The organism is Crenothrix sp., from assembly GCF_043729335.1.
GTDB lineage: Bacteria > Pseudomonadota > Gammaproteobacteria > Methylococcales > Methylomonadaceae > Crenothrix.
The window spans coordinates 52519-71011 of record NZ_JAYTLQ010000001.1; the positions used below are offsets into that span (position 1 = coordinate 52519).

Sequence of the window (18493 nt, forward strand, 5' to 3'; positions counted from 1 at the left end):
ATTATTTAACATGGAAAATTGTCGAGTGCAAAAAGTCATTATTATAGGTGCAGGGCCTTCAGGTAGCATTGCCGGCGCATTATTAAACAATCTGGGCTACCAGGTTACCATTTTGGAGCGCCAAAAATTTCCACGCTTTAGCATCGGCGAAAGCCTGTTGCCGCAATGTATGGAATTCGTCAAACAGGCCGGTATGATGGATGCCGTTGTTAATGCCGGTTTTCAGTTTAAAAACGGCGCTTATTTTGTCCATCGTGATCAACATACAGCATTTAATTTTGAAGAAAAATTTACTGACGGCATCGGTACTACATTTCAGGTTCAACGGGGCCGATTTGATGAAATATTGGCTAACGAAGCGGCCCGAATGGGTGTAAGTATACACTGGCAAAGTGAAGTTACCGCTGTGGATTTTTCCGGTGACAAACCCAAGCTTGATGTGCGTGATGTAGATGGCAACATCAGTTATCTTGAAGCCGATTTTGTACTGGATGCCAGTGGTTTCGGGCGCATTTTGCCGCGTTTGCTGAATCTGGAATCACCGTCGGGTTTTCCGGTGCGTAAAGCCTTATTTGGCCATATTGAAGATAATATTGACGACGCAGGTTTTGACCGCAACAAAATATTAATCACCGTACATCCTGAACACAAAGACGTTTGGTTCTGGTTGATTCCGTTCAGCAATGGCCGCAGCAGTATTGGTGTGGTAGCAGAAGCTGATTTTTATCCCTCATCAGGCAGCAATGAAACTATTTTGCAAGATCTTCTTAACGAAGATGACAATTTACACAAAATTCTGAAAAATGCGGTATTTGATGACAACATCAATGCCATTACCGGTTATTCCGCTAATGTAAAAAGCTTATATGGCAAAGGTTATGCGCTGCTGGGTAATGCCGGTGAATTTTTAGATCCGGTATTTTCTTCCGGGGTAACCATTGCCATGAAATCAGCAAGTTTGGCCGCTGCCATTTTAGATCGTCAATTTAAAGGCGAAAACGTAGATTGGCAAGCTGCCTATGCCACGCCTTTGCAGCGCGGCGTCAATACCTTTAGGGTGTTTGTTGATGCCTGGTATGACGGGCGTTTTCAGGATGTAATATTTCATGCCAAACAGCAACCGGAAATCAAAGCCATGATTTGTTCAATACTGGCCGGTTATGCCTGGGATGAAGCCAATCCTTATGTCAAAAATGCCCGTAGCCGTTTGGATACGCTGGTTGAACTATGCCGCGCGGACTAACGTTTTTAGCGCTATTGGTCAGCTTAAGCAGTTGTGCAATATTGCCGACATCCCATCATTCTGAACAAGAAGAGTTTATGCCGATAGCACAACCCATCGGCCCTGCGCGGCGGGTGGTACAGCAATTAACCGCTATCTGGCCAGGAAAACAACAAACCCTGCTGTGTGTATTAGAATTGGACAGACAACGCATTGCCATAGCAGGCTTAAGCAGTGACGGCATTAGTCTGTTTAGTTTAAGTTATGACGGCAAAAAGCTGGTGCTGGATAAAAGTCCCTTACTGCCAGAGAGCTTTTCTCCCGAATTGATCATTAAAGATTTGCAGCTGGTCTATTGGCCGGCGTCTGAATTACAAAAGCTATTGCCTCAGCAATGGCGCTTAGAAGCCGATAATCATCATCGCCGCTTGTATTTTAATAACGTATTGTGCGTTGAGGTTAATTATCTACAGCCTGATGCAAGCTGGCCTAAAACGGTAGAGCTGATCAATCATCGCTATCATTACCAGTTGCACATTAACACTATTAGTTATGAATCTGTACCTGAATGACCTAGGTCTGTTGTGCGCGGTGGGAAATTCCAGAGCAGAAGTTTTAGCGCGTTTATTGGCGGGGGATCGTTCCGGTTTAATTGCAAGCGACGAGTTTGGTATTCATACGATTGTTGGACAAGTCTCCAGCGAACTTCCAGAAATAGATCAACGTTACAGTAGGTACAACTGCCGGAATAATCGCTTGCTGCTGGCAGCGGTAAGCCAGATCAGCGCAACAGTCAATGAGATGATTGCAAGATATGGCGCTGACCGTATGGGTGTTGTGTTGGGGACGAGTACATCCGGAGTCCGAAACACTGAGCTTGCATTAGCGTATCAGGCAAAATTTGGAATGCTACCCAATGAATTCCATTATAAGCAGCAACAAATGGGCGCAGGTGCTGATTTTTTGGCAAGTTATCTAGGTTTAACCGGCCCCGCGTACACTATTTCCACAGCGTGCTCATCCAGCGGCAAGGCCTTTGCCTCAGCACGTCGGTTGATTAATCTGGATTTATGCGATGCGGTGATTGTGGGCGGTGCGGACAGTTTATGCAGCCTGACCATTAACGGTTTTGCGGCGCTGGAATCTTTGAGTACCGGCTACTGCAAGCCATTTGGACTGCATCGTAACGGCATTAATATCGGCGAAGCGGCCAGTCTTTTTGTATTAAGCAAACAACCAGGACCTGTGCAATTGTTAGGCATAGGCGCTAGCAGCGATGCCTATCATTTTTCTGCACCTGACCCTGCCGGTACTGCTGTTATTATCGCCATGCAAAAAGCTTTGCGCGATGCCAGTAAGCGGCCGGAAGATATTGATTATTTAAATTTGCACGGCACGGCCACGGTTTTAAACGATGCAATGGAAAGCAAGGCCGTTAATGCCTTATTCGGAAACCAGGTTGCAGCCAGTTCCAGCAAAGGATTGACGGGGCATACTTTGGGTGCTGCGGCAGCTTTGGAGTTAGGTTTTTGCTGGATGCTGCTCACCGAAAATGAGCGCGGGGATTTAATCCCGAATATTAATGATGATGAAGTGGATGCTGGTTTAGCGCCGTTGCATTTGGTTAAACAGGGCGAACGTTTGGGGCGAAAACTTCAGGTTTGCCAGAGTAATTCGTTTGCGTTTGGTGGTAATAATTTATCTATTATTATTGCAAGAACTTAGTTTTTTTGTCCACGCAAGCATCAAAAGCCTGTAAAACATAATCAAGGCATACGCACATTTGCCAAGTCCATAAGATTTAATATACTGAGTATTGAATGTCACAGTGTATTGACGTCAGATGAAAAAATGAACTGAATATACACTCATTAAACTTGAACCATAAGTCAAATACCGATAAGCTGAATGATAATTGACGTTAGCCTGCCGGACGCGTAACCCCAAACAATTATAAATACGACAAACTCACATTGTGTCTATGTGGCAGTCCGCATTTTACCAAAACTTATCACGTTATTTTATGCACGTTACCAATCAACCCAAATAGCTCCTAAGGTTGATTAGTCCATCACCGGGGCACAAAACAAGGGGAATTATATGAATGAAAGTATCAGTTGGTTTATGGCCGTCTTAAAAAAATATTCAGACTTTGAAGGGCGGGCACGAAGGAAGGAATATTGGAATTTTATGCTTATTTATGCGCTTATTATCATTCCTTTAGGTTTTATTGACATACTAACCGGTACTATGGTTTTAGAAATAGGTATAGGTTTTCTTAGCGGCATATTCATGCTGTACACTTTATGCCCTATGATTGCCGTAACGGCAAGGCGGTTACACGATATCAACCGCAGTGGTTGGTGGCAATTAATTAATCTAATGCCAATGATCGGCTTTATTGTTATGTTGGCTTTTACCGTAAAGGACAGTGATGCGGATAAAAATGAGTACGGGGAAAATCCAAAAATAGATAAAACCTAAGTTACCCCCTCAATCTGCTAAAACTAAATCTTGTTTAAAAACCGTTCGAGGTAAGTTTTTCGAATCATCATGGGTTTTATAGCTTATGTAAGCCGGACTGAAGACAATCGAACGGTTATTCTAGTTAATTATGGCTAAGTTTTGCTGCCGCCTATGCCTTATCAGTTATATAATGATTAGCTTAATTGGCTTGGATAAATCATTATTCGGTTATGAAATTGATCATTAATAATAACACTAAAAAACATACCCACCGCTTATGCCAGATTGCTGTTATAGCGTGCTTAGCTTTGCCTTGCTCGGCGTTTGCTCATGCCATTCTGGTAAAGTCGCAACCTGCCAAAGATGCTACGGTTACAGAAGCACCCAAACAAATTGATGTTTGGTTTAATGACAAAGTAGGCGGTGAGCACAAAGCCCTTGCCGTAATTGATAGTAATGGCAATCGTGTCGATAACAAAGATGTGGCTCAAGAAACATTTGATCCATCGCATATGTTTGCTACTGTGCAGCCTTTAGCGCCAGGCACCTATACCGTACGCTACCGTGTTGTTTCAATTGATACTCACATCGTCACTGGAAAATTTCAATTTTCGGTTAAAGCGCCTTAATGTGGTAACCGCTAGCAGCAGCGCTCTTTGACTACGCGAGAAAAAACATCATGAAAAAAAATACGCCCTACTATATCTGTGTTCGTGTACTGTTGTTAGCGATTACATTGGTCGTTAACGGCTGTAATAAAGACAATGACAATAGCCAATCTCCACAAATTGCCGATAAAAATAGCGTTGGTTGCCTTGCGACCAACGATTTTTATGCCGTTCATTTTAGCGTGTATTTAAAACCCTCCGGCGACTTGAAAAACATGGATAGGGCTGCGTTACTAAAACCTTATTGCAAAGAGTTACCCGGTGTGGGCAAGGCTTTTTTTAGTGCGGATTTAATTGATGAGGACATTCGCGGAACACCCATTGGGATTCGTGTGGTGGAGCTGGCTGATGGCACTAAAAAACCTGAAGAATTTAAAGAGCTTCGCACGCTTATAGAAATTCCCGCCAAAATTTACGCGAAAGGCGTGGTGGAAGCCCAAGCTGACATTGATAAAGAAGGCGATTACGCCATGATCTTAATTGTGGGCGGCGAAAATGCTGTTTCAGAAGATGATCGGTTGAAAATACCATTTCATGTAGGCAGCAATCCTTATAATCCGTACGGTTGGCCAAGAGAAACGTTAATAGGTGTGGCCAGCGGTGTTGGTTTTGTTATTTTAGGATTAATTTATTTGCTCTATCGCATCGTTAAAAGAAAGAAATAACGCCTAATTATAGAGACGCAAGCTTTTGCGTCTCTACCTGCAATATTAAAAACTCATTAATCAACTTCTTCAATCACCGTATGTTCCATCGGTACTTGCACATAGTGCTTTTTAACGTCCCAAAAATAGTAATAGCCCTTATCTGTTGAAGTCACTTTACCATTTTTTATCAACCAAGTTTTTGTGGTCGGCCCGTTGGCAAAAGTAACTAAATAATCGCCATCCAATAGCTCAATGCCTTTTCTAAACATTTGGTTTTGCTGATCTTGCGTACAACTGGCCAGCAATAATGCCAGCGCCAATACCCTAATAATTTTCATCTTTTAATATCCAATTTAAAGTGCATCATTCTAAAATATCTTTGATTTTAGATTATAATTCTTATTGGCAAAATCTCTTAACTATTGACTACACAATGAAATTTTTTATATCGACATTATTGCTGGGCGCATTTTCGACAGCGGCCCTAGCCTCTTCTGCCAGTGACTGGTCAAACATAATGCAGCCTTCAAAATCAGGCGATATGGCACAAAGTATTGGCAAATACGATGGCGGCTGTGTCAGTGGCGCGGTGACGCTACCAATGGATGGCACGGGCTATCAAGTAATGCGTTTATCCAGAAAACGCTATTTTGGCCATCCGGATTTGATCCATTTTATTGAAAATTTTGGCCATGCTGTGTCTGATCAAAAATTAGGTACATTATTGATCGGTGATTTAGGTCAACCACGCGGCGGGCCGACTTTATCAGGTCATCGCAGCCACCAAACTGGCCTGGATGTCGATATCTGGTTTTCACTGCCTGCAATCGCGGCAACACGCAAACTGGATATAAACGAGCGCGAAACTTTAAGCGCAAATTCCATGCTTATTAGTCAATCTGATGCCATAGATGAAAAGCAATGGACTGCGCAGCATGAAAAAGTCCTGGAAGCAGCATCACGTATGCCTGAAGTAGATCGTATTTTCGTTAACCCCAGCATTAAACGCCTGTTGTGTATGCGTAAAACCCCTCATGATTGGCTAAGAAAAATTCGCCCCTGGTGGAAACATGACGATCATTTTCATGTGCGCCTTAAATGTCCCGGTGGTAGTGACCACTGTACAAGCCAGGCGCCACTTCCCGAAGACGATGGCTGTGATGCCAGCCTTGATTACTGGTTTTCGGCTGAAGCTAAAAAACCTAAAGTACCTTCCCCAAAACCTAAGGCACCTCGCCTACCTCCACTGTGTGATAGTGTGCTGAACGAAAATTAAATTCTTCTACCCTCTCAAGAAAGACTTGCACATCTTGCAAGTCTTTCTTTTGTTAATCTCCCTGCTCCCTTGCTTTATAAACATTGTCAACTAATATTTAGTGTTAGGTTTGTGTCTTATTGTGCTACTGAAATCAGCCTACAAAACTCAGTTAATCTTGCATTTAAATAAGCTTTGAATAAAATATATTTCCTTTTATTCAACCGATTTTTTTATATGTTTAATTCACGAAGACTTAAATTGTCAATATTTTTCAAACAGATACTAATCATAGTTAATGGTTGTTAGCAATACGGCAGGAGCCACACCCTCATGAAAGCATTTAAATTACCCTTGTATAAATTTAACAATAAAACCATTCTTATCAGCTTGGCTATTTTGACCTGGTCACCTTTTAACCATGCAGCAGCACCCGTTAAAAAACCGTCTAGCGTTTACATTATTGACAAGGTTTTCAACGTAGCGACACGGACAAAAATAGCCCGAACCGGCGCACTTATTCTGGAAGTCGGCCATTCGTATATTCTTGTTGAAGCCACTGCGAATGAAAAACGCGCCATCAAAAAGCTGGGTTTATCGATTGCAGTACCCACACAAGCAAAAGCGGCACAGCTCAGTTTTCCGGCCGGGGATTCGGCTTATCATGATTACACTGAAATGCTGGCAGAAATTCAACAAGCCGCCATCGATCATCCGGCCATTTTTCAGATGATTAATCTGGGAAGCTCTTATGAAGGGCGCACTATTTGGGCGGGTAAAATATCCGATAACGTAGCTAGCGATGAAGATGAACCGGAGGTATTGTTCACCCACCATCAGCACGCGCGTGAGCATTTAACCGTAGAGCAGGCGTTGTACACTTTAAAAATATTGACAGATGAGTATGACACCAATCCCCAAATTGCTAATCTGGTCAATAACCGGGAAATATGGATAGTGTTTGATATGAATCCGGATGGTGGTGAATATGACATCGCTACTGGAACATACCAATCCTGGCGTAAAAATCGCCAACCCAATACCGGTACTCCCTTTGCCGGAACCGATTTAAATCGGAACTGGGATTATTTATGGAACTGTTGTGGCGGCAGCAGTGGTACAACTAGCAGTGAAACCTATCATGGGAAAGCTGCTTTTTCTGCACCCGAAACTGCCGTGGTGCGCAATTTTGTTAACAGCCGGGTATTAAATGGCAAACAGCAAATTAGTTTGGCCGTTGATTTTCACAGCTATTCCGAACTGATTTTATGGCCGTACGGTTATACCTATACGGACATACCCAGTGATATGGTAGCGGATGATTACAATACCATGGCTACTATGGGCAAAGCGATGGCGGCAATGAACAACTATATTCCCCAGCAAGCCAGTGATTTATACATAACCGACGGCACAATCAATGATTGGTTATACGGTGTACATGGCATTCTTAACTATACCTTTGAAATGTACCCCAAAACGGCCAGCAACGGGGGGTTTTACCCGTCTGACCAAGTGATCCCGCAAGAAACCGCCCGTAACCGCAACCCTATTCTGTATTTACTGGCGCAGGCGGCGTGTCCTTACCAAGCTATTGGCAAACAAAGCCAATATTGCGGCGATGCCGTTACCGGCAATGTGGTAACCACAGGTTTTTATAACCCTAAAAGCAATTCCCCTGTCATCAGTGCTGCAGGTGATAACAATGGTTATCAAGCTAGCCCTGCCAATGCTTACAGCTATAACAAGCTTTATTCAGTGGATACCGACAGCGGAAACAACACCAACACGACCTGCACTAATACCGGTAAAGATAAGCATCAATTTAGCAATTTCGCTATTCCTGTTCCAACAGGTGTAACCATTAAAAGCATTGAAGTAAAGATAAATGCTAAAGCAGACAACGCGAGTGGTACACCAAAAATTTGTGCGGAACTGTCCTGGAATGGAGGTTTAACCTGGACCACCCCCAAATCAACGCCACTTTTAGAAACAGCGGCCAAAACTTACACACTGGGTGGCGCTATCGATAACTGGGGACATGTTTGGTCTGCCAGCGAATTAGGTGACAGTAATTTTAAAATACGACTCACCAATGTTTCCAGCGCCACAACGCGGGATTTCTCATTAGATTGGCTGTCTGCGCGGGTAAGATATGTGCCTTAATGGGTAATTGTAAGCAGGCACGGGATTGTCAACTGGGTTAATTAGGTGTATCTTTCCAAACATATCGCCCCATTCTAGGCGTAGTTTGTTACTTTTTTTACATTGTTAACCCGAGAAATTGATATGCTTAAATACCTGCTTACTTTATTTATGGTCATCATGCTATCTGGCTGCGGTTACAACACTTTGCAAATGACCGATGAAGATATTAAGGCGTCATGGGCAGAAGTGCTTAATCAATATCAGCGCCGTGCTGATTTAGTCCCTAATTTGGTGAATGTGGTTAAGGGCTACGCCACTCACGAAAAAGATGTGTTAACCCAAGTGACTGAAGCCCGTGCTAAAGTAGGGTCTATTAAAGCCACACCTGAACTGGTTAATGATGAAGAAGCCTTCAAGAAATTTATGGCGGCGCAAAAAGATATGACCAGTGCGCTTTCTCGCTTAATGGTAATCGCTGAAAACTACCCACAACTGAAAGCCGATGCCGGTTTCCGTGATTTACAAGCGCAACTGGAAGGTACGGAAAACCGCATTTCGGTAGCACGTCATCGTTACATTGATGCGGTTAGAGCGTATAACCTGACGGTACGTTCTTTCCCGAGCAATATAACCTCCATGATATTTGGTTACAAAACTAAACCCAGCCTGCAAGTGCAAAACGAGCAAGCCATTACCGAGCCACCTAAAGTTGATTTTTCAACACCGGCGGCACAACCACCTGTTAGCACGATTCCAGCGCCAGCACCGCAAATATCAGCACCGGTGCAACAACCCGCAACAACGCATTAAGCAAGGTTTCTGGTGACACCTTCTTACATCCGCTACGGACTCAGCCTATTACTGCTGCTATTTATTAGCACAGTTTGGGCTGAGATTGCTGTTCCCAAATTATCGCAGCGCGTTACTGATCTTACTGGCACGTTAAGTACCGCTCAAATTGCAGGTCTAGACGAAAAATTAGCGGCTTTAGAAACCCAGAAAGGCAGCCAGATTGCGGTACTCATTATTCCCACTACCCAACCTCAAGACATTGCCGAGTACGGTATACAAGTAGCAGATTTGTGGCGTATCGGCCGTAAAAACATTGACGACGGCCTGATTCTTATTGTCGCCAAAGATGATCGCAAATTACGCATTGAAGTGGGACGCGGTTTAGAAGGTGTGATTCCTGATGTAATTGCCAAACGCATCATTTCTGATGTCATTACGCCTTATTTTAAAGCCGGTGATTTTGTTGGCGGTATTGATGCCGGTGTTTCTCAACTCATAAAACTCATTGAAGGTGAAGAACTCCCTGCCCCTAAGGCGCAAGCCAATGGCCAACAAGGCGGTGAAGGCGGTTATCTTTTCATATTAATCGCTGGATTATTTGCAGGCTCAGTGTTGTCCGCTATTTTTGGACGCGTCATGGGCGGCACGATTGCAGGATTAGGCAGTGCTGCGCTGGTAGCACTATTATTTGGCTTAGGCATAGCGGCAGTCATTGTCGGAATTATGGTTTTCTTTATGATAGGTGTGGGTAGAAACGGCGGCGGCTGGTCAAATGGCGGTGGATTTGGTGGCGGTGGTGGCTGGGGCGGCGGCTCTTCTGGTGGCTCATGGGGAGGTGGCGGCGGTGGTTTTGGCGGCGGCGGGGCATCTGGCTCATGGTAGCGTTTAAACGTTGGTTACGTCATGCTTTCATGCCGCCTTGGCGTTGGCGCGTCATTTTCCCAAAGTCTGTGCTTAACGCCATAGAAGTTGCGGTTAGACAGTCTGAGTCTCAGCATCGTGGTGAAATCCGTTTTGCTATTGAAAATGCACTGGCACCGGGTTCTGTGTGGCAAGGGCTCTCTGCCAGACAACGTGCAACGCAAGTGTTCTCAAACCTAGGGGTATGGGACACTGAAGAAAATTGCGGTGTATTAATTTACTTAATGCTAGCGGACAAAGAAGTACACATTGTTGCCGACCGCGGACTCAGTAAGCAAGTGCCCCAAGCAGAGTGGAATGCTATCGCAGAAGTGATGCGCAGGCATTTTCTTAAGGGTGATTTCCAAAGTGGATCTATTGAAGGTATTGAACAAATTACACGGCTGTTAGCGGATAAATTCCCTGCAAATACAAGTAGAGTTAACGAGCTGCCTGATCGTCCCGTGGTTATCCGCAAATAAAACACGTTACCTATTTAAAAAAACCATTCGTGGTGAGCTTGTCGAACCATGAATAACAAATTAGGTAGCCCTAAATAGTAGGCAAAAAAAGGGGGAGTCTTACGACCCCCCATCCTATGAGCGCACCTCAAACTTGTCCAGCAGGTTTATTCATTTTTATACCGGTAGTATCCGATTTATCCTGCTTAGTATAATCATTGTGATTTGGCGTATTATTATTGTCGTCTTTAGGTGGCTTAGGCGCTACTCCAGCCATCAAAGCGTCAATTTGCGCTTTATCGATAGTTTCCCATTCCATTAAGGCCTGGGCCATTTTGTGCAACACTTCAATATTGTCATTTAGCAGCGTTTCAGCACGTTGGTAGTTACGATCTATCAATGCTCGCACTTCCTCATCAATCTGATGGGAAACGTTAATAGATACCTTAGAACCTGAAGATGAGTAACCCATAAAAGGCTGTCCACCTTGCTCACCGTATACCAAAGGACCCAGTTTGTCGGAAAAGCCCCAGCGTGTCACCATGTTACGCGCCAACTCTGATGCTCTTTCAATATCATTAGAAGCACCTGTAGTGACTAGATCACCACCATAGATAATAAGTTCCGCAATTCTTCCACCTAATAAACTGGCCAGTTGACTTTCTAACTTGCGTTTATTAGCACCATACTGGTCTCTTTCAGGTAAGAACATAGTAATACCTAATGCTCTACCTCTAGGCATGATACTGACTTTGTATACAGGATCATGCTCTGGAGACAATTGGCCAACGATACAATGTCCTGCTTCATGATAAGCCGTTAACAACTTGTCTTCTTCGGTCATGACCGCAGTATGCCTTTCAGCACCCATCAAAATTTTGTCTTTGGCTTTTTCCAGCTCAAACATACTGACTTCAGTTTTGTTGGTTCTTGCCGCCAATAACGCCGCTTCATTAATAATATTGGCAAGGTCAGCACCTGAGAATCCCGGTGTTCCTCTAGCAATAAATTTCAATTCAACATCCGCAGCAGCCGGTACCTTTTTGATATGTACATTCAGAATTTGTTCACGTCCTCTCACATCGGGTAAACCGACGGTTACTTGACGGTCAAAACGGCCTGGTCTTAATAAGGCTTTATCCAATACATCAGCGCGGTTGGTTGCAGCAATAACGATAACGCCTTCATTACCGGTAAAACCATCCATTTCAACTAATAACTGGTTGAGCGTTTGTTCACGTTCATCATTACCGCCACCCATGCCGGCACCGCCTCTTTGGCGACCTACCGCATCGATTTCGTCGATGAAAATAATGCAGGGCGCATGTTCTTTAGCTTGCACAAACATGTCCCTAACCCTGGACGCACCGACACCCACGTACATTTCAACAAAATCAGAACCTGAGATGGTGAAAAACTTTACGCCTGCTTCACCGGCAATCGCTCTGGCGATCAACGTTTTACCTGTTCCTGGAGGGCCTACCATTAAAATACCGCGTGGAATTTTGCCGCCCAGTTTTTGAAATTTCTGTGGGTCTTTCAAAAAATCAACCAATTCAGAGACTTCTTCTTTAGCTTCTTCACAACCTGCCACATCAGCAAATTTAACGGTCATTTTATTTTCTTCAAGCATTTTGGCTTTACTTTTGCCAAAACCGCCACTGCCCGCACCAGCTTGCCTACGCATGTAGATAATCCATACGGTTATCATCAGCAACATAGGGAACCAGGCAATGAAGATTGACATCGCCATGGACTGCTTAGGCACTTCAGAGGTTCTTATCTGAATTTTGGCAGCCAGCAAATCATCAATTAAATGGGTATCGCCTGGATTGATCGTCTCGAAGTTTTCCCCTTCCGTAGTACGAATCTTAATAAGGTTAGCGATCATTTCTACGCGTTCAATTTGTCCTGTTTTAACTTTATCGATAAATTCTGAATAAGCAATAGAGTCCTGTATAGGAGGCGTAGTATTCAATCTGTTGAATATCAGCATAGCCACTGATATCACAACCGAGATTATGAATATATTAAATAAATGTTTCTTCATTACGTTATCTCCGAATCTCGTTAGTCATTAACGATAATTTATAGGGTTTTACAGTACTCATCACTAAACAGTGCATATTTGTCTCTCGAACTCGAAAAAGATTCAAATTATTTTCATATTTCCCATAATAATTTCAAATCCGTTATCTGGGCTGCATTACAATACCATTTCTCAGCCGCTAAAAGGCTTTTTTACGCCTTTAAGCGTAGGTTATAACCAGAAAATCAGGTTTTTTCAGTTATCTTGATCTGAAAGTGTAGCGCACTCCACTACAAAAAATTTATAAGTTGTTGACCATAATTCAATTTAATTTTATTAAGCGCAATAACCTGGATTTGCCGAATGCGCTCTCGAGTCAAATTAAATTCTGCGCCTATTTCCTGCAACGTCATTTCGCTACTCGAATGCACACCAAAATGACAACAAACCACTTGGGCCTCGCGTGGATTAAGAGTTTTTATCGCCTCGGCAATCAAGGCTTCAAGTTCTGACTCAGCGATATCCTCAATGGCATGGGTAAAGGTCTGCTGCTCTAAAAAATCAACGGGGGCAAAGGCTTTCTCACTGTCATCATCATCTGAACCGTCTAAGGATATGGCGCTTTGAGCAATGGCCAAAATAGTATTGATATCCTCGCAAGATAACTGGGTCTGCTCAGCAATTTCCTGAATGCTTGCGTCCCTACCGACTCGTGTTGTAATTTGATCTTTTGCGCGGTACACCCGGTTAATGTTAGCAATTTGCTCACACGGAATGCGCACAGAACGTTCGCTACGTGATAAAGACCGTGAAATGGCCTGTCTGATCCAATACCCCGCGTAGGTTGAAAACTGAAACCCCAAGCGATAATCAAAGCGATCTACCGCTTTCAATAAGCCGGTTTGGCCTTCTTGAACCAGATCATTAAAATCCAGAAAACTGCCTTTGTATTGATTAACAATGAATGACACCAGTTTATTGTTAGCCATCACCAAATCTTGCCTACCTTTTAGCCAGCACTGCTCCGCAACAAATACGGCTGATAAATCATTATAGATGTCATTAGTGGGTAACAAAAGAAACAACGTGCTGTATTGCTCATGGTAAGTCGTTGTGAATTTCTCCAAAACTTTGGTTTTATTAGGTGTTGGCATCGCTTTTAGACGCTTATCCACCACAAAGGTTTTATGGGTTGAAGACCAATTTAAAAACTCACTCAGCCCAACGTCAACCTTAAATCTATAAGCAATAAGCTCTGCAAGCTCCACTAGATCTTCAAATAAATAAGGAAACAGCTGTAAATGCGTCATTAAACGCTGCTTACAGCTGATATAAAACGCATGATTGGTCTCCTCACGCTGCGCGTGTTGATGCAGTTGCACAAAGTCTTTTTTTATTTGAGAAATGGACGTTTCTAAATCAGTACCCGTAGTGTCAGGTTCATCACGCTCAGCGGTATCTATAATAGGTTGCTCATATTTATTAATAAGCCACAAGGCACTTATTGGAAATAGAGCCAGTGATTTAATTAAATCTGCCTTGGCATCCGCTAAATTTTTAGCTAACTGATAATTACCGTTTTTAATCTCATCTACTAACTTGCCCTGACTGGGGTTGGTATTTTGTCCCATACCAACAGTGTTAATGGTTGATGCCGATGTTTTATACTCTGATAACTGTCTATCTAAATAAGCCACAATTCTCGATCCTCTCACATAGTCGGTTCTTCACAATTAAAACGCTTATTCAATACTTTAAATTGCACAGAACCGCTGCGCTTAAAGCACACATGCGTTTTTATTGCCCTCAGGTGTTACGACAAGCCAAAACTCAATTAGTTTGATTGTTTTCTAAAATTTTTAGTTTTTGGTTTATTACGCACTAATTGAATTGTCTACTTAGGTGATGACAAATAGCTACAAAAGCGGGGGACGAAAGGAAATATTTGGATGCAATTTTCTGAGTGTTTTAGGTTAAAACGTTAAGAGCGATAAAGAGCACGTGCGTGGCATTAACCACACTGAAAACCTGTCAATGTTATCCTCCGGGTGCGCCAGGGATATTATTAATCGTTACGTACAGCTCGTGGGTCTAACGCATTTTGCACCACATCAGCAAATAAATTAGCCGCCAATACCAACGCGAACATAAATACAAAGGCGGCAGATAACGACCACCATACAATAGGCTCTCTCGCCATTTCTAGTCGTGCGCCATTAATCATATTTCCCCAACTATAGGTAGTAGGATCAACACCGATATTAATATATGACAGCACAGCTTCTGCCAATACCAGCGAGCTAAAATCAAGCACCACAGTAATGATGACAAGGTGCATAACATTCGGCAGAATATGACGTACTAATATCGTACGTTGCTTCACGCCCAGCGCGTAGGCAGCCTGCACATATTCCATTTCTCTAAGCTTTAAAGTTTCTGCCCTGAGCAATCGACACAAGCCTGTCCAGCTGGTCACACCCAAAATCAGGCAAAGGAATAAAAGCCGCATATCTGAACGCACCACCACGCTGGTAAACGAAGACTCATGATTAGCCATATACACTTGCACCATCAATACAGAAGCCGCTATAAGCAATACGCTGGGTATGGAATTTAATGTGGTGTAGATATATTGAATAACATCATCTACCCAACCTCGAAAAAAACCTGCCAAAATACCAAAGATAATCGCCATGGGTAACATAACCAAGGTAGTCAACGTGCCAATAACCAAGCCAGTACGAATGCTTTTTACGGCTTGATACAATACATCTTCGCCTACCTTATCGGTACCAAAAACGTGGTAATAGCCCGACAAATAAACCACTATGTAACTTAATAAAATAATAATAAACACCGTGCATAATGCAGGTGATAAGGTAAAAAATGGGGCTGCTGTTGCTTGAATCTTGAAGCGTGCCAGCAAAATCAAGAGCACTAAAAGACTGGAAAATAAGCAACCTTTCATAAAGGCTATGGATAATTTTTTAAGAATATCAGGAATATGTTGTGTTACAGGATCCTGTAAATGTTGCCCACCAAAAATTAAGCGCGGATAGCCCCATTGCGGTATGTCATCTGCCACGCTTATAATTTCTTTGCTATACAATGTTGTCGAAAACGGCGACGAGTAAGTTTTTTCAACGTGCTCTTTAAGGGGCGCTGCAAACTGATCAAGCAAACTGATAATTTCACCACCTTTGGCAGCAGACTTAAAATGCACCGAATCCAGCAAACCCACGGTAACAAAAAACAACAAGACCACTAGCGATATCATGCCAATATTGCTATCGGCTATTTTTTTTAATCCTTGCTTAATATGCTCTTTATTGCGCACAGAAAACGCCAGCGCCAGCAGAGCAAAAACCAACATAAATATCAGCGCATCCGTCCATAAAACAATCATTTCAATAACCTTGGGCAATTTGTTTGATTCAGCGTGTTCATAACACTTTAAATTTGTCAGCGCTAGAATAATACTCAGATGTGGATGAGGCAAGCCATCCCAGCGTCAAAATCTTCTGTTAATGAAATACTTGAAGATGAACTTTTAAAAAATTCAGCACTCTGATCCAAGGAGTGCTAATATTATATTAAAGTCATTTACAGTGAGGATATCATGACTAGTGCATTAGCTTTACCTATTAACTTGTCTGTTGGAACGTTTGATGCGTATTTGAACCTTGTGAGACAAATGCCAAAATTAACCGCCGAACAAGAGCGTGATTTAACAGTAAAATTCAAAGACCATGGTGATTTGGAAGCGGCACGTGAGCTTGTTATGACCAATTTGCGTTTTGTTGTTCATGTTGCCAGAGGTTATAGCGGCTACGGCTTGCCCATGCACGATATTATTCAGGAAGGGAATGTTGGCTTAATGAAAGCGGTTAAACGCTTTGATCCTACTATGGGCGTGCGCTTAGTATCGTTTGCAGTACATTGGATTAAAGCCGAAATTCATGAATACGTCATTAAAAACTGGGGCATCGTCAAAGTGGCGACCACCAAGGCGCAGCGTAAGTTGTTTTTTAATCTGCGTAAATTCAAAAGTGACATTGGCTGGCTATCACATAATGAAGCCACAGCTATCGCCAAAGATTTGGATGTGGATGTCGGTATCGTTTACGAAATGGAAAAACGTTTAGGCAGTACGGATATATCCTTCGATTTACCCGCTGATGATAGCGCAGATGAAAACTATAGCGCACCGGTAACTTTTCTTCAGCAGCATAATGCCGATCCTGCGGAATTGGTGGAGGCCGTTGACTGGGAAGGCCACGAGCAATCCCTATTATCCAAGGCGTTGGCGAAACTTGATGAGCGTAGCCTGGATATTCTTTCCAGCCGCTGGTTAGCTGATGAAAAAGCCACTTTGCATGAGCTTGCCGCACGTTACAATGTTTCTGCAGAAAGAATTAGACAGTTGGAACAAAATGCCATGAAAAAGCTGCGCAGTAGTGTTGTACTGGAAGCTTAATCACTCATACCTCCCCCCGACCATCACACCGAGTAAGTAGAGACGTAATATTTTATGTCTCTACAGGTCATCAAATCATGACCCCATCTGATATTGTGCAGCACTTGGTAGGGCAAGGTCGGTAACATAAACAAACCGTCTTCTCCTTTATGCCTAGCATATACGAGAGAAGACTTAGTTTTTATGCAGATTTGTATGGCCGCTGGGATAGGCTATAAAACCAAGCGATGATTTAGTCCGGTTTAAGTATACGCAGAAACGCCTGTGCATGTTCTGCGGCCTCACGACCAAGGCTGGTTAAATAACCACCGTCTTCTTGTGATACCAAGCCTTTTTTGTGTAGACGCTGTGTAGCTGCAATTGTCGCTTCTGAGGCAGTGTGTTGATGCACCTTAATGCCTTCCAATGTCGTCGACAAGTTGTAGCGTGACAAAAGATCCAATTCTTCTAAGATGTCTTGTGTGTAGGGCATTAGAAATCCTCTTATTATTTATAAAATGAATACATAGGATATGCCATTTCTACATCCTTACGGATTTTTTTTGTGAGCAAACATTGTTTAGCAGATGTTTTTATCAACAAGACCGGCTCTATAGAAGAAGCCATCCACTACAGCAAAGGCGCTAGCAGCAGGTCTAATTCGAAACGTTATGCTGTGCAGGATTAGGATCCTCAGCTGGCATATAAAAACGTGGCACACCCTTAATCGGAGCTTTGCCTATATGCAGATACTGTAGGCCTACCAGCGTTTCAATATCGGATATATATTCAATCCAGACAACGCTAATTTCCCCCTCCACTTCCAGTTCTTTAAATTCAAAAACCGTGACCAAACCTTTTTCTATTATTATCTTTTCAGGCAGACGAATCATTAATCCCTCCACTGACGCATTCACCGAATAAAACTCCCGGTAAATACCATCTAACAGAATAAGACCTGGCGCAACAATAGTCTTCCGGTAGGCTTTTCTTTTATAAAGCACACGGTCTATATCGTAGGAAACATTTTTAAACTCCAGCGCCAGCAGTAGATAATCATCCTCTATATCCACCCTAACGGCTTCGGTTTCTCCCGCCAACCGTAGCGTAGGAATATACATATCAATAAGGCTTGCAGCCAATACTTCCCTGTATATTTTGTTTAAGTCATTCTGGTTTTGCTTTTGGTTAATTTTTACGAGCACGCCTGTTAACGAAATATTCCTAACTGTGATGCTGTATTCCTCACCGCCCATATAAATTAAGCCATAAGATGCTAAATTTTTTCGGTAAGGTCGTTTTACATGTACGCTCATACTGATCCTCTTTTTTCGCTTTTGCAGTGGCGCTATTACTGTAGTAATGTACGTTGGAAGTATAGTAGGTTAATTATTTTTTATTTGGGATTTTTACGATTAACTGGCCTTTATAACCTTTAACACTTAAACC

At 42.9% G+C, this 18493-nt stretch carries 18 protein-coding genes; 12 read left to right on the forward strand and 6 right to left on the reverse strand.

The annotated features are described in order from the left end of the window. The first annotated feature begins 10 nt into the window (after positions 1-10). From ACHZC4_RS00280 to ACHZC4_RS00305, 6 genes are all read left to right on the forward strand, one after another. Positions 11-1243: an NAD(P)/FAD-dependent oxidoreductase gene (locus ACHZC4_RS00280; protein ID WP_394751727.1), complete on the forward strand. Its 1233-nt coding sequence runs from the start codon at positions 11-13 to the stop codon at positions 1241-1243. Next, positions 1228-1794 (forward strand): DUF3261 domain-containing protein, encoded by a 567-nt coding sequence (locus ACHZC4_RS00285; protein WP_394751728.1) that lies wholly within the window; start codon positions 1228-1230, stop codon positions 1792-1794. Before ACHZC4_RS00280 ends, ACHZC4_RS00285 begins: the two co-directional genes overlap by 16 nt. Beyond that, a complete protein-coding gene (locus ACHZC4_RS00290; RefSeq protein ID WP_394751729.1) occupies positions 1775-2947 on the forward strand; it encodes a beta-ketoacyl-[acyl-carrier-protein] synthase family protein in 1173 nt (390 codons plus the stop codon). The genes ACHZC4_RS00285 and ACHZC4_RS00290 overlap by 20 nt, the downstream gene beginning before the upstream one ends. 375 nt (positions 2948-3322) lie before the next feature. Next, positions 3323-3706, forward strand: a complete 384-nt coding sequence (locus ACHZC4_RS00295) for a DUF805 domain-containing protein (protein ID WP_394751730.1) — start codon at positions 3323-3325, stop codon at positions 3704-3706. Between the two features lie 212 nt (positions 3707-3918). Then, positions 3919-4317 (forward strand): copper resistance protein CopC, encoded by a 399-nt coding sequence (locus tag ACHZC4_RS00300; RefSeq protein ID WP_394751731.1) that lies wholly within the window; start codon positions 3919-3921, stop codon positions 4315-4317. Positions 4318-4367: 50 nt separating this feature from the next. Further along, positions 4368-5021: a hypothetical protein gene (locus ACHZC4_RS00305; RefSeq protein ID WP_394751732.1), complete on the forward strand. Its 654-nt coding sequence runs from the start codon at positions 4368-4370 to the stop codon at positions 5019-5021. A gap of 56 nt (positions 5022-5077) precedes the next feature. Here the strand turns inward: ACHZC4_RS00305 and ACHZC4_RS00310 are convergent, their stop codons facing one another. Continuing rightward, entirely contained in the window at positions 5078-5341 is a 264-nt protein-coding gene (locus ACHZC4_RS00310; RefSeq protein ID WP_394751733.1) for a hypothetical protein, read from the reverse strand. 95 nt (positions 5342-5436) lie between these two features. Between ACHZC4_RS00310 and mepA the strand changes: the two genes are divergently transcribed. The 5 genes from mepA to ACHZC4_RS00335 all read left to right on the forward strand — a co-directional run bounded on the left by mepA (position 5437) and on the right by ACHZC4_RS00335 (position 10580). After that, positions 5437-6279, forward strand: coding sequence for a penicillin-insensitive murein endopeptidase (mepA, locus tag ACHZC4_RS00315; protein WP_394751734.1), 843 nt, complete (start codon positions 5437-5439; stop codon positions 6277-6279). A 312-nt stretch (positions 6280-6591) separates the two neighbouring features. After that, complete coding sequence (locus ACHZC4_RS00320; protein ID WP_394751735.1) at positions 6592-8424, forward strand: M14 family metallopeptidase; 1833 nt, start codon at positions 6592-6594, stop codon at positions 8422-8424. Between the two features lie 123 nt (positions 8425-8547). Continuing rightward, positions 8548-9216 (forward strand): LemA family protein, encoded by a 669-nt coding sequence (locus ACHZC4_RS00325; RefSeq protein ID WP_394751736.1) that lies wholly within the window; start codon positions 8548-8550, stop codon positions 9214-9216. Positions 9217-9228: 12 nt separating this feature from the next. Next, positions 9229-10080 (forward strand): TPM domain-containing protein, encoded by an 852-nt coding sequence (locus ACHZC4_RS00330; RefSeq protein WP_394751737.1) that lies wholly within the window; start codon positions 9229-9231, stop codon positions 10078-10080. Beyond that, on the forward strand, positions 10074-10580 hold the full coding sequence (locus tag ACHZC4_RS00335; protein WP_394751738.1) for a TPM domain-containing protein: 507 nt from the start codon (positions 10074-10076) through the stop codon (positions 10578-10580). The genes ACHZC4_RS00330 and ACHZC4_RS00335 overlap by 7 nt, the downstream gene beginning before the upstream one ends. A 127-nt stretch (positions 10581-10707) precedes the next feature. On the opposite strand, the gene ftsH is transcribed toward ACHZC4_RS00335, so the two are convergent. From ftsH to ACHZC4_RS00350, 3 genes are all read right to left on the reverse strand, one after another. After that, a complete protein-coding gene (ftsH, locus tag ACHZC4_RS00340; protein ID WP_394751739.1) occupies positions 10708-12609 on the reverse strand; it encodes an ATP-dependent zinc metalloprotease FtsH in 1902 nt (633 codons plus the stop codon). Positions 12610-12878: 269 nt separating this feature from the next. Then, entirely contained in the window at positions 12879-14285 is a 1407-nt protein-coding gene (locus ACHZC4_RS00345) for a sigma-70 family RNA polymerase sigma factor (protein WP_394751740.1), read from the reverse strand. 368 nt (positions 14286-14653) lie between these two features. Next, complete coding sequence (locus ACHZC4_RS00350; RefSeq protein WP_394751741.1) at positions 14654-15994, reverse strand: ABC transporter permease; 1341 nt, start codon at positions 15992-15994, stop codon at positions 14654-14656. 213 nt (positions 15995-16207) lie between these two features. Between ACHZC4_RS00350 and rpoH the strand changes: the two genes are divergently transcribed. Beyond that, positions 16208-17065 carry an RNA polymerase sigma factor RpoH gene (rpoH, locus tag ACHZC4_RS00355; protein ID WP_394751742.1) on the forward strand — a complete coding sequence of 286 codons (858 nt, stop codon included), beginning with the start codon at positions 16208-16210 and terminating at the stop codon, positions 17063-17065. 232 nt (positions 17066-17297) lie between these two features. Here the strand turns inward: rpoH and ACHZC4_RS00360 are convergent, their stop codons facing one another. Further along, the gene (locus ACHZC4_RS00360) at positions 17298-17537 is read right to left on the reverse strand and encodes a TIGR02647 family protein (RefSeq protein WP_394751743.1); all 240 of its coding nucleotides are present in this window, start codon (positions 17535-17537) and stop codon (positions 17298-17300) included. 163 nt (positions 17538-17700) lie between these two features. Then, a complete protein-coding gene (locus ACHZC4_RS00365; protein WP_394751745.1) occupies positions 17701-18360 on the reverse strand; it encodes a PilZ domain-containing protein in 660 nt (219 codons plus the stop codon). Between the last annotated feature and the right edge of the window lie 133 nt (positions 18361-18493).

Coding starts and splice junctions, on each gene's coding strand:
- ACHZC4_RS00300 (WP_394751731.1), top strand. CDS start 3,919: ATGAAATTGATCATTAATAATAACACTAAAAAACATACCCACCGCTTA.
- ACHZC4_RS00285 (WP_394751728.1), top strand. CDS start 1,228: ATGCCGCGCGGACTAACGTTTTTAGCGCTATTGGTCAGCTTAAGCAGT.
- ACHZC4_RS00280 (WP_394751727.1), top strand. CDS start 11: ATGGAAAATTGTCGAGTGCAAAAAGTCATTATTATAGGTGCAGGGCCT.
- ACHZC4_RS00290 (WP_394751729.1), top strand. CDS start 1,775: ATGAATCTGTACCTGAATGACCTAGGTCTGTTGTGCGCGGTGGGAAAT.
- ACHZC4_RS00350 (WP_394751741.1), bottom strand. CDS start 15,994: ATGATTGTTTTATGGACGGATGCGCTGATATTTATGTTGGTTTTTGCT.
- mepA (WP_394751734.1), top strand. CDS start 5,437: ATGAAATTTTTTATATCGACATTATTGCTGGGCGCATTTTCGACAGCG.
- ACHZC4_RS00360 (WP_394751743.1), bottom strand. CDS start 17,537: ATGCCCTACACACAAGACATCTTAGAAGAATTGGATCTTTTGTCACGC.
- ACHZC4_RS00335 (WP_394751738.1), top strand. CDS start 10,074: ATGGTAGCGTTTAAACGTTGGTTACGTCATGCTTTCATGCCGCCTTGG.
- rpoH (WP_394751742.1), top strand. CDS start 16,208: ATGACTAGTGCATTAGCTTTACCTATTAACTTGTCTGTTGGAACGTTT.
- ACHZC4_RS00320 (WP_394751735.1), top strand. CDS start 6,592: ATGAAAGCATTTAAATTACCCTTGTATAAATTTAACAATAAAACCATT.
- ACHZC4_RS00365 (WP_394751745.1), bottom strand. CDS start 18,360: ATGAGCGTACATGTAAAACGACCTTACCGAAAAAATTTAGCATCTTAT.
- ACHZC4_RS00325 (WP_394751736.1), top strand. CDS start 8,548: ATGCTTAAATACCTGCTTACTTTATTTATGGTCATCATGCTATCTGGC.
- ACHZC4_RS00295 (WP_394751730.1), top strand. CDS start 3,323: ATGAATGAAAGTATCAGTTGGTTTATGGCCGTCTTAAAAAAATATTCA.
- ftsH (WP_394751739.1), bottom strand. CDS start 12,609: ATGAAGAAACATTTATTTAATATATTCATAATCTCGGTTGTGATATCA.
- ACHZC4_RS00305 (WP_394751732.1), top strand. CDS start 4,368: ATGAAAAAAAATACGCCCTACTATATCTGTGTTCGTGTACTGTTGTTA.
- ACHZC4_RS00310 (WP_394751733.1), bottom strand. CDS start 5,341: ATGAAAATTATTAGGGTATTGGCGCTGGCATTATTGCTGGCCAGTTGT.